Raw genomic sequence first — 9877 nt, 5'->3', positions numbered from 1 at the left:
TCTCGACGCCTTTGCCCCCCCCCTCCGCCCCATCCCCCTACCGACGGGGCGGCCCCCAGGCCACCCCCACCCCCCCCCAGCACGGCCCCCCTGGGACAACTCCCTGCGGGCACTTCGGCGTTCGGCCGCGGCACGAGTGGCATTCGAGCGGGCGCCCCGATCCTTGCCCTGCCACTGACCGTACGCGATGGAGTGAGGCACCTGAATGCGCGTGTTGTTCGTGGGGCACGGCCCGGCCCATGTCCCCTGGATCATCCCCCTCGCCTGGGCATGCCGCCTGGCCGGCCATGAGGTACGCGTGGCGGTGCGGCCCCAGTGCGTCGCCCCGGTCACCCGGGCGGGCCTGGTCGCCGTGCCCATAGGCGACGAGGCCCGCACGGGGGCCGCGGCGGCCAGACAGCTCGGGCTGGGCCCCGGCCGGCTGCGGGCCCCCGCCGAGTCCGTCGCGGTACTCGACGCCGATCTGAGCGAGGCCCTCATCGAGAAGATGATCGCCGTCGCCGACACCCTCACCGACGACCTCGTGGACTTCGCCCGCTTCTGGCGCCCGGACATCGTGGTGCACGACACCGCGGCGGCGGCGGGTCCGGTGGCCGCCGCCGCCGTGAAGGTGCCCGCCGTGGGCCACACCTGGGGGGTGTCCCTCGGAGTGCACTGCGAGCGGGAGTCCGAACTGCGCCCCTCCTACGCCAGGCTCTTCGAACGCTTCGGTGTCGACCCGGTGGTCGGCGAATCGGTGTGGATCGACCCCTGTCCGCCGGGACTCCGCCCGCCGCACGGGGTGCGCAGGGCCGAGATGCGCTACATCCCGTTCGCCGGCCCCGCGGCGCTGCCCGGGTGGCTGCGTACCGCCCGGCCGGCCGGGCGTCCGCTGGTCTGCGTGACCGGCGGTGTCACCACCAGCGCCCTGGACGAGGTGCGTGACCACGTGGTCACCGCCCTGCGCGGTCTCGGCGCCGACGTGGTCCTCGCGGTCACCCCCGAGCAGGCGTCCCGCACCGGCCCGCTGCCCGACGGCGTACGGATGGTGGAGTCCTTCCCCCTCGACGTTCTGCTGGCGCACTGCGACGCGCTGGTGCACCACGGCGGCGTCGGCAGCGGCCTGATCGCCGTCACCCACGGCCTGCCCCAGTTGCTCCTCCCGCAGAACGCCTTCCAGGAGCACTGGTCCCACCTGGTCCGCGCGTCGGGCGCGGGCATCGCCCTGCCCGCCGACGCCGAGGAGGGGGCGGCCGGTGCGGCCGTCCAGGACCTGCTGGCCCGGCCGTCCTACCGCGCGCGGGCGGAGGCGCTGCGGACCGAGATCGACCGGATGCCCATCCCCGACCAGCTCGTGGGCTTCCTGGAGGAGTGCGTACGAGCCGGCCACACGGACGTTCCCACGCCCAAGGAGGCGAGAAGACGATGACCGTACTGCTCGAGCCCACCACGGGCGCGACCCGGTTCGTCCGGGGTGACACCATGCACGGCCTGTTCCAGGACGCGGCCCGCCGCTTCCCGGAGGCGACGGCCGTGGCCCACCGCGGTGTCCACGTCTCCTACCGGGAGCTGGACGCCGCGTCCGACGCGTATGCGGCACTGCTCCAGGCGCGGGGGGTGCGCCGCGGTCACCTGGTGCCGGTGCTCATGGAGCGCGGCACCCCGCTGATCGCGGTGCTGCTCGCCCTGTTCAAGTGCGGGGCCGGCTACTCGTATCTGGATCCCCGGTGGCCCGGTGACCGGCTCGAAGCACAGATCCGCCTGCTGTCGGCGCCGCTGCTGGTCACCACCGTGCCGGGCGACCGGCCGGTGCCGGCCTGGGCGCCGCCGGCCGAGGACCTCGCGGTCACCGCCGCACGCGGGCTGCGGCCCGCTCCGGTCGATGTGACCGGCACCGACGCCTGCTCGGTGTTCTTCACCTCCGGCTCCACCGGCGCGCCCAAGGGTGTGGTCTCCACCCACGAGAACGCGGTCCGCCTCTTCGACACGGACTTCTACGCCGAGCTCGGACCGGGCACCGTGATGCCGCAGACCGCTCCCCCGGCCTGGGACGGCTTCACCCTGGACTGCTGGAGCATGCTGCTGACCGGCGGCACGACCGTACTCATCGACGAGACGGTACTGGTGCCGCGCACCCTGCGGGCACTGATCGCCGACGAGGGTGTGAACGCGGCCTTCATGACGACCCAGCTGTTCAACATGCTGGTCACCACGGATGTGGACGCGTTCGCCGGCATGAAGTGGCTCTCCATCGGCGGGGAACGGGCCGCACCGACCCGGGTACGGAGCTTCCTGACCGCACACCCCGGGACCAGGCTCATCAACGTGTACGGCCCCGTCGAGTGCGGGGCGATGGTCACGACCCACGTGATACGTCTGGAGGACTGCGACGATCCGGCCGGCATTCCGCTCGGCGCGGTGCTTCCGCACACCGATGTCTACGTCCTGGACGGGACCCGGGTGTGCGCCCCGGGTGAGACCGGTGAACTGTGCCTGGGCGGCCCGGCCCTGGCCCGCGGCTACCTCGGCAATCCCGAACTGACCGAAGCGGTCTTCGTGACCGCCGAGGTCGACGGGCGGCTCCGGCGGCTCTACCGGACCGGCGACCTGGGAAACCGGTCGGCGGAGGGGATCCACCACTACACCGGGCGCGGCGACCGGCAGATCAAGGTCCGGGGCCACCGGATCGAGCCCGCCGAGGTGGAGCGCACCGTGGAACGGGTGGCGACGGTGACCGGCGCCGCTGTCGTACCGATGCCCAAGCCCGACGGCTCGTACCACGGGCTGGCCCTCTTCTACACCTGTGCCGCCCTCCCCGACGGCATCGGCCCGGACGCCCTGCGTGAGCGGCTCGCAGGCCTGTTGCCGGAGTATCTGGTACCGCGCAGTGTGCAGCTCGTCGAGCGGTTCCCGCAGCTCGCCAACGGAAAGATCGACCGGCGCGAACTGACCTCGCGGGTCCGTCACGAACCGGACCGCGCGCCCGTGGCCGCCGAGGTCCTCCAGGGCACGGTGGCCCGGGTCGCCGACGCCTTCCGCGCCGTGCTCGACGCCGCCCGGGTGTCGGCCGACTCCTCGTTCTTCGAGCTCGGAGGCAGTTCGCTGGACGCCGCCCGGCTGTGCCAGCACCTCGACGAAGCGCTCGGCGCCGCTGTCCAGCCCTCGCAGATCTTCCGCACGCCGACCGTGCGACGCCTCGCCGAGTGGCTGGACACCACGGCCCGGTCCACCGAGAGCGCCGACGGCCCGGCCCCGGGCCTGGGACCGGGCGAGATCCTGCTGCCCCCCGAGCAGTCCGGATTCCTGTTCGCCGCAGCCCACGACAAGGACGGGCTCGGCGGGCTGTGCCGTCTGACCTGGTGGATCGAGGGGCCGATCGACATCGACGCGCTCGATGCGGCGGTCACCGACGTCCATCTGCGCCACCAGGCCCTGCACGCACGGTATTTGATACGGGACAACGAGATCGGCTACGCCGTGGTGCCGGACGAGCCGGCGGACGCCGAGCTGATCCGGCTGCCGGATGCCGCCGACGAGGAGTCCGCCGAGGCCGACTGGCTGGCGGCCGCGTTCACCCGGCTCTCCGTGCGGGAGGGCCGGGTATGGCGGTGTGCGACCGTCCGGGCCCGGGAGACCGGCCGTGTCCTGTTCGGTCTTGTCGCCCACCACGTGGCGTTCGACGGCGCGTCCGAGACGATCATCGGCGACGACCTCTCGCTCGCGTACGCCGCCCGCAGGGCGGGCCGCGCACCACGGTTCGCGGCGCCCGCGGCCACCGTCGCGGAGGTGTCGGCGGACCACCGCCGGGTGGTCTCCCGGGTGGACCTGGCGGCGCAGGAGGCCTACTGGGAGGAGCATCTGGAGCTCCAGGAGGCGCTGGAACTGCCCGGCCGCACCGACAACGACGCCAACGCCGGGCCCGGTTACACAGCCGCGGGGACCGTGACCGGTGCCGAGCTCGTCCGCTGGGACGAGCGGGCCAGGGAGCTCGGCACCACGAGGTTCGCGATGCTCGCCGCCCAGTTCGGTCTCGTACTGCGGGAGCTGACCGGGCAGCAGGACATCGCGGTCAAGGTGCCGGCCGCCCGGCGGGGCAGCGGGGTGCTCGCCACCGCGGTCAGCTGCCGGGTCGACCTGCTGTACCTGCGGTTCTGGCCCCCGCACCAGGAGGTCGTGGACGGACTGCTCGAACACGCCGTGGCCAACGTGGACGACGCGCTCGCCGCGCAGGAGACCGGCGGGGCCCAGCTGGCCCGCACCGTGGTCCTGACCGGCGGCGGCGATTCACTGCGGCCGATGCCGAGCTTCCTGAGCCAGGACGACCCCGATCCCCGCCTCGAACTCACCGGATGCACCGCTGAGCTGGTCCGGATCGGCGCCCCCACCATGTTCACCGAGCTGGAGCTCGACATCCGCACCACCGCGGACGGAGCCCTGATCACCGCGTCGGTACGGACCGACCGGATCCCGGCCACGGTCGCGGACCGGGTGGCGGCCTCGTACACCGAAGCCCTGCGCCGCGGACCCGCCGAACGGGCATCGAGCCCGGCCGAAACCACCACTTGCGAGGACACCACATGCGTGTACTGATCCTGAGCAGCCCCGAGTCCACCCACTTCACCTGCATGGTGCCGCTGGCCTGGGCGCTGCGCGGCGCCGGGCACGAGGTCCTGGTCGCCGGACAGCCCGACATCATCCCGATGGCCCGCTCCGCGGGCCTCAACACGGTTTCCGTGGGACGGCAGTTCTTCGGCAAGGACCTGCTCACCCCGCCGCTGCCGCCGGACAAGCGTCCCATCGAGATCGTCGGCCCGCTCACCCCGAAGATGACCATGATCGGCTCCCGGGTCTGGGTGCTCCACTCCCGTTACCTGGCGCCGCGCTATCTGGAGGTGGCCCGCCGGTTCAAGCCCGACCTGGTGGTCTCGGAGATCTTCGACTGGTCCGCCTGCATGGTCGGTGGCGCGCTGCGGATCCCCGTGGTCTCGCACCGCTGGGGCGTCGACCCGATGAGCCACCTGATGCGCGCGACCGCCGAGGACCTGCTGCGGGGCGCCTGCGAACGGCTCGGCATCGAGGGCGGCCTGCCCCAGCCCGACCTGCTGCTCGACCCGGCCCCGCCGGAACTGCTCGTCGCGGGCGCGCCGGCCGGGGCGCCGATCCGGCACATCCCCTTCAACGGGACGGGGGCGGTACCCGCCCGGCTGCGTGAGCGGGGGGACAGGCCCAGGGTCTGTGTGTCGATGGGCCGGCAGACCATCGCCCTCGGCGGTCTGCCGATGTTCCGCGGCATCATCAGCGCCTTCGGCGACCTTCCGGAGACCGACGCGGTGATGACCGTGCAGCAGGAGTTCCTGGACGAGCTGGGCACCATCCCGGCGAACGTCACGATCATCCCGCCGACACCGCTCAACGGCTTCATCGACACGACGGACGCGGTGGTGACGCACGGTGGCGCCAACACGCTGCTCACCGTGGCCAGTTTCGGGGTTCCGCAGCTGATCCTGCCGCAGCTGGTGGACCAGTTCGAGGGCGGCGACCTGCTGACCGCGGCGGACGCCGGGCTGTCGCTCCGCACGGCCGAGGCGCAGAACGACCCCGCCCAGGTGGCCGCAGCGGTCAGCAGCCTGCTCGCCGACGAGCGGATCACCAAGGGCGCCGCGTCGCTCGCCGAGTCCATGGCCGCCATGCCCAGCCCCGCAGCAGTCGTCCGTGACCTGGAGAACCTCCGATGCGCGTACTGATCACCAGCACCCCCGTCGCCACCCACTTCCTGCCGATGCTGCCGCTCGTCCGGGCCCTTCGCGCGGCCGGGCACGACGTCCTCGTCGCCGGACAGCCCGATGTCACGGGCCCCGCCGCCGAAGCGGGCCTGGCGACCGCCACCTTCGGCGACACCTTCCACTACGTCGATCTGCGCCGCGGCCGGCTGCCGGACGGGGTCCGGCCCATCGAGGTGCACGGCCGTCCGCCGGCCCAGCAGATCGACGGCGCGGCCCAGATGTGGCGCAACCACGCCCCGTACTTCCTGCTGGACTATCTGGAGCTCGCCCGTGAGTGGCGCGCCGACCTGATCCTCTCCGAGCACATGGAGTTCGCCGGCCCGGTCGTCGCGAAGGTGCTCGGCGTACCGAGCGTCTGGCACCGCTGGGGCACGGCCCCGACCAGCGAGTTCATGCTCGGTCAGACCAGGATGTGGCTCGGCCCGCTCTGCGGCCGGCTGGGCCTGGACGCCGTGCCCGCGCCCGACCTGGTCCTCGACCCGGCACCGCCCGCCCTCGTCGGCGCCGACGCGCCGCCGGCCCGCCCGATCCGTCCCGTACCGCACACCGGGGACGGGACCCCGTGGAGCTGGGGCGCCGCCCCCGGGCGCCGGGTCGCGGTGGCGCTCGGCGGGTACACCCTGGAGCTCGGCGGTGCGGCGCTGCTGCGCCGGGTCGCGGACGTGCTCGGCGCGGCGGGCGGTGTGGAGGCGGTCGTCGCCGCCGCGCCCGGGTACCGGGCCGCGATCGGGGCGCTGCCCGACGGCATGACGTACACCGCCGAGTCAGCGCCCGGGCTGCTGTTCCCCGGCGCGGACCTGGTGGTGCATCACGGAGGACCGGGCTCCACGCTGGCCGCCGCCGCCCTCGGCATTCCCCAGTTGGTGCTGCCGCAGCTCGTCGACGCGTTCGTGGCGGGCGACCGGATCGCCGGGGCGGGCGCCGGGATCACCCTGGACCTGGCCGAACAGCAGAACAGCGACACCGCACTCGCCGCCGCGGCCGACGCGCTGCTCACGGACCCCGGATACCGGGAGGCAGCCGGGCGGTTGCGCACGGAGACCGAGGCCATGCCGGCCGCCGCCGAAACAGTGGCCCTGCTCGAAGGACTGACGACGACCCAGGAGGTGGCAGCATGAGCACGGACGTGTCGGCGGGGCCCGCGGAGAAGGCGGAGAGTGCCGCGAAGGGCAAGGACCCCGGGGAGAAGAAACCCAATCCGCACGGAATGACGGACATCCAGGTCCTGGTCTTCATCGTGGGTGCGATGGCCACCATGACGCTGGCACTGCTCGACGGCTCGATCATCTCCTCCGCCGTCCTGCCGATCGTGCGTGACCTGGACCCGGCCCACGGGATCGACCGGTTCCCCTGGCTGATCACCGCCTACCTGCTGGCGGCCACCGCGGCCCAGCCGCTGTACGGCCGGCTCAGCGACAGTTTCGGACCGCGGCGGGTCTATCTCATCGCGATCGGCACGTTCCTGGCGGGCTCCGCCCTGTGCGCGAGCGCCCACAGCCTCACCCAGCTGATCGCCTTCCGTGCGGTGCAGGGGCTCGGCGGCGGCGGCCTGATGAGCATGACCCTGATCATCATCGCCACGCTGTACCCGCCCAAGTCCCGTGCCGGGCGGTCCAACGCGGGCGGTGCGCTCATCGCGGCCGGCATCATCGCCGGACCGATCATCGGCGGCCCGCTCAGCGAGGAACTGTCGTGGCGCTGGATCTTCCTGATCAACGTGCCGCTGGCCGGTCTCGCACTCGGCGGCGTCGCCTGGGCGCTGCGGCTCCCGGTCAAGGGCACCCGCCAGAAGGTCGACATCCTCGGCTCGGTCCTGATCGCCGCCGCCACCTGTGCCCTGCTGTTCGGCGTCAAGGCGTACGGGGAGCACAACTCGTTCTCCGGCCCGGTGCTGCCGTACTTCTACGGCGGCCTGCTGATGGCCGGCGGTTTCGTGGCACGCCAGTTGAAGGCGGCCGATCCGCTGATGCCGCTGGGTCTCTTCAAGGACAGGGTGTTCCGGCCGGCCGCGATCCTGCAGTTCGTCGGCGGGTTCGCGCTGCTGTCGCTGCCGGTGTTCCTCATCAACTACCTGAACATCGTGCGGGGAGTCGACCTCGACCTGGTTGGGCTGCACCTGATCCCGCTCGCCGTCGGCGTCATCCTGGTCTTCATCGGCTGGGGGAAGGTCATCGCCCGCACCGGCAAGTGCAAGGCGGTCCTGGTGACCACCACGGCCACCGCGACCGCCGCGGTCGCCGGTCTGGGTCTCAGCGTGGCGGACGCTCCGGACTGGCAGATCGACGCACTGCTGCTGTTGCTCGGTGTGGGCCTGGGCGGCGTGACCCAGATCGCGCTGTTCATGTCCCAGTCGGCGGCGCCCGCGGACCAGTTGGGCGTGGTGACCACCACCTCGCGGTTCGCCACGATGATGGGCACGACCATCGGGGGCACCGTGCTCGGCGCGGTTCTCAGCAGCCGTTTCGCCTCGGCCGCCGGTGCGTCGGGCGTCAGTGACCCGGACGCCGCCGCGGCCCGGCTCGCCGGGCTCGACCCGGCCCGCCGCTCCCTGGTGACCAGCGCGTTCGCGCACGCCACATCGGTGCTGCTGCTGACGGCTGCCGGGCTGCTGCTGCTCGCGCTGCTGACTGCGCTGCTCATGCAGGACGTCGATGTGAACCTCACCGCCGGCGAAGAGGTGGCGGGCGATGCGCCCGCGGACACCGCCGAAGCCCCCACCGTGCAAACCGCCCCGAAGTCCGAGGAGGACGAAGAAGATGCGCGTACTGATGCTGAGCACCCCGTTTCCCACCCACTTCACCCCCATGGTGCCGCTGGCCTGGGCGCTGATGGGAGCGGGCCACGAGGTGAAGGTCGCAGCGCAGCCTGATGTGACCGACGCGGCGCGCGCCGCGGGCATCTCCGCCACCGATATCGGCGACCGTTTTCACGGCCTCGACGTACTGCAGCGGCATCTCCCCGAGGGGGTACGACCGTTGGAGCTGATGGGTCCGACGCCGCCGGAGAAGATGGCGGGGTCGGCCAAACTGTGGGAGACCCACGCCCGCTATCTCCTCAGCTCCTACCTGGAGTTCGCCCGTGACTGGCGCCCCGACCTGATCGTCTCCGAGCAGATGGAACTGACCGGACCGATCGTGGCCGCCGTACTCGGCGTCCCCTCCGTTCAGCACCGCTGGGGAGTGGACCCGCTCAGCGGCCCCTCCCGCGCCTCCGCCCGCAACTTCCTGCACGGGACGGCCGAGCGGCTCGGCCTGGACGGGCTGCCCGACCCCGATCTGCTGCTCGACCCGTGCCCGCCCGCCCTGCGCCATCCGAGCGCCGCGCCCGGCGCGCCGATCGGCTATGTGCCGTTCAACGGCGCGGGCACCGCGCCCCGGTGGCTACAGGTGCCCGCCGGCGGTGGCACCCGACGGGTCGTGGTGTGCCTGGGCCGCCAGACGCTGGTGCTGAACGGCACCGGTCTGTTCCGCTCGATCATCGCGGCCTTCGACGGACTCGGCGATGTCGAGGCCGTGGTGACGGCGGATCCCGCGTTCCACGAGGGCTTCGGCCGGCTTCCGGAGAACGTACGGGTGGTGGAGCCGGTGCCGCTCAACCTCTTCCTGCGCGACTGCGACGCCGTGATCCACCACGGGGGCGCCAACACCACCCTGACGTCCTGCTCGTTCGGGCTGCCTCAGGTCGTGCTCCCGCAGATCGTCGACCAGTTCGCCTCCGCGGAGCTGCTGGCCGCGGCCGGCGCCGCCCGGGTCCTCGGGGAGGCGGAGCCGCAGAACGACCCGGGTCAGGTCCGGGAGGCCGTGCGGGACGTGCTGGACGACGCGCGCTATCTCAAGTGTGCTCGGGAGCTGCGTTCGGACATGGAGCAGATGCCTGCTCCGGCCCGGGTCGTGGAGGACCTGGAGCGGCTCGCCGGGTGACCCCGGGCTGTATCCGATGAGAGGCCCCGGCCGGTGCCGGGGCCCCTCCTCGTGTGTCCGGCGGCCTGCGGACATGACGGAGGGGCCCGTCGGCCGGATCGGCCCAAGGGGCCCGTCGAGCGGTGCGCCGGGGGAGGTGCGGCCCTTAGTGAGCCGGGCCCCCCCGAAAATGGGGCTGGGGGCTACGACGACGGG

The 9877-nt window shown here is 72.7% G+C and carries 6 protein-coding genes; all 6 read left to right on the top strand.

The window, feature by feature from the left end; all coding sequences use genetic code 11:
• Nucleotides 1-205 precede the first annotated feature (205 nt).
• Genes ACFVJX_RS34895 through ACFVJX_RS34870 form a run of 6 tightly spaced genes read left to right on the top strand, consistent with a single transcriptional unit; the run spans nt 206 to nt 9682 of the window.
• On the top strand, nt 206-1408 hold the full coding sequence (locus ACFVJX_RS34895; RefSeq protein ID WP_384314279.1) for a nucleotide disphospho-sugar-binding domain-containing protein: 1203 nt from the start codon (nt 206-208) through the stop codon (nt 1406-1408).
• On the top strand, nt 1405-4569 hold the full coding sequence (locus ACFVJX_RS34890) for an AMP-binding protein (RefSeq protein ID WP_384128072.1): 3165 nt from the start codon (nt 1405-1407) through the stop codon (nt 4567-4569). The genes ACFVJX_RS34895 and ACFVJX_RS34890 overlap by 4 nt, the downstream gene beginning before the upstream one ends.
• The gene (locus tag ACFVJX_RS34885; protein WP_384128071.1) at nt 4557-5723 is read left to right on the top strand and encodes a nucleotide disphospho-sugar-binding domain-containing protein; all 1167 of its coding nucleotides are present in this window, start codon (nt 4557-4559) and stop codon (nt 5721-5723) included. The genes ACFVJX_RS34890 and ACFVJX_RS34885 overlap by 13 nt, the downstream gene beginning before the upstream one ends.
• Nucleotides 5711-6880: a nucleotide disphospho-sugar-binding domain-containing protein gene (locus tag ACFVJX_RS34880; protein WP_384128069.1), complete on the top strand. Its 1170-nt coding sequence runs from the start codon at nt 5711-5713 to the stop codon at nt 6878-6880. The genes ACFVJX_RS34885 and ACFVJX_RS34880 overlap by 13 nt, the downstream gene beginning before the upstream one ends.
• Nucleotides 6877-8631 (top strand): MFS transporter, encoded by a 1755-nt coding sequence (locus ACFVJX_RS34875; RefSeq protein ID WP_384128067.1) that lies wholly within the window; start codon nt 6877-6879, stop codon nt 8629-8631. The genes ACFVJX_RS34880 and ACFVJX_RS34875 overlap by 4 nt, the downstream gene beginning before the upstream one ends.
• Nucleotides 8519-9682 carry a nucleotide disphospho-sugar-binding domain-containing protein gene (locus ACFVJX_RS34870; RefSeq protein ID WP_384128065.1) on the top strand — a complete coding sequence of 388 codons (1164 nt, stop codon included), beginning with the start codon at nt 8519-8521 and terminating at the stop codon, nt 9680-9682. The genes ACFVJX_RS34875 and ACFVJX_RS34870 overlap by 113 nt, the downstream gene beginning before the upstream one ends.
• Nucleotides 9683-9877 lie beyond the last annotated feature (195 nt).

This window comes from Streptomyces sp. NPDC127177 (genome assembly GCF_042672475.1).
Lineage (GTDB): Bacteria > Actinomycetota > Actinomycetes > Streptomycetales > Streptomycetaceae > Streptomyces.
The sequence above is the reverse complement of the archived record's forward strand: the minus strand, read 5'-3'. Positions and strand labels throughout refer to the sequence as shown.

Coding starts and splice junctions, on each gene's coding strand:
- ACFVJX_RS34895 (WP_384314279.1), top strand. CDS start 206: ATGCGCGTGTTGTTCGTGGGGCACGGCCCGGCCCATGTCCCCTGGATC.
- ACFVJX_RS34880 (WP_384128069.1), top strand. CDS start 5,711: ATGCGCGTACTGATCACCAGCACCCCCGTCGCCACCCACTTCCTGCCG.
- ACFVJX_RS34875 (WP_384128067.1), top strand. CDS start 6,877: ATGAGCACGGACGTGTCGGCGGGGCCCGCGGAGAAGGCGGAGAGTGCC.
- ACFVJX_RS34885 (WP_384128071.1), top strand. CDS start 4,557: ATGCGTGTACTGATCCTGAGCAGCCCCGAGTCCACCCACTTCACCTGC.
- ACFVJX_RS34890 (WP_384128072.1), top strand. CDS start 1,405: ATGACCGTACTGCTCGAGCCCACCACGGGCGCGACCCGGTTCGTCCGG.
- ACFVJX_RS34870 (WP_384128065.1), top strand. CDS start 8,519: ATGCGCGTACTGATGCTGAGCACCCCGTTTCCCACCCACTTCACCCCC.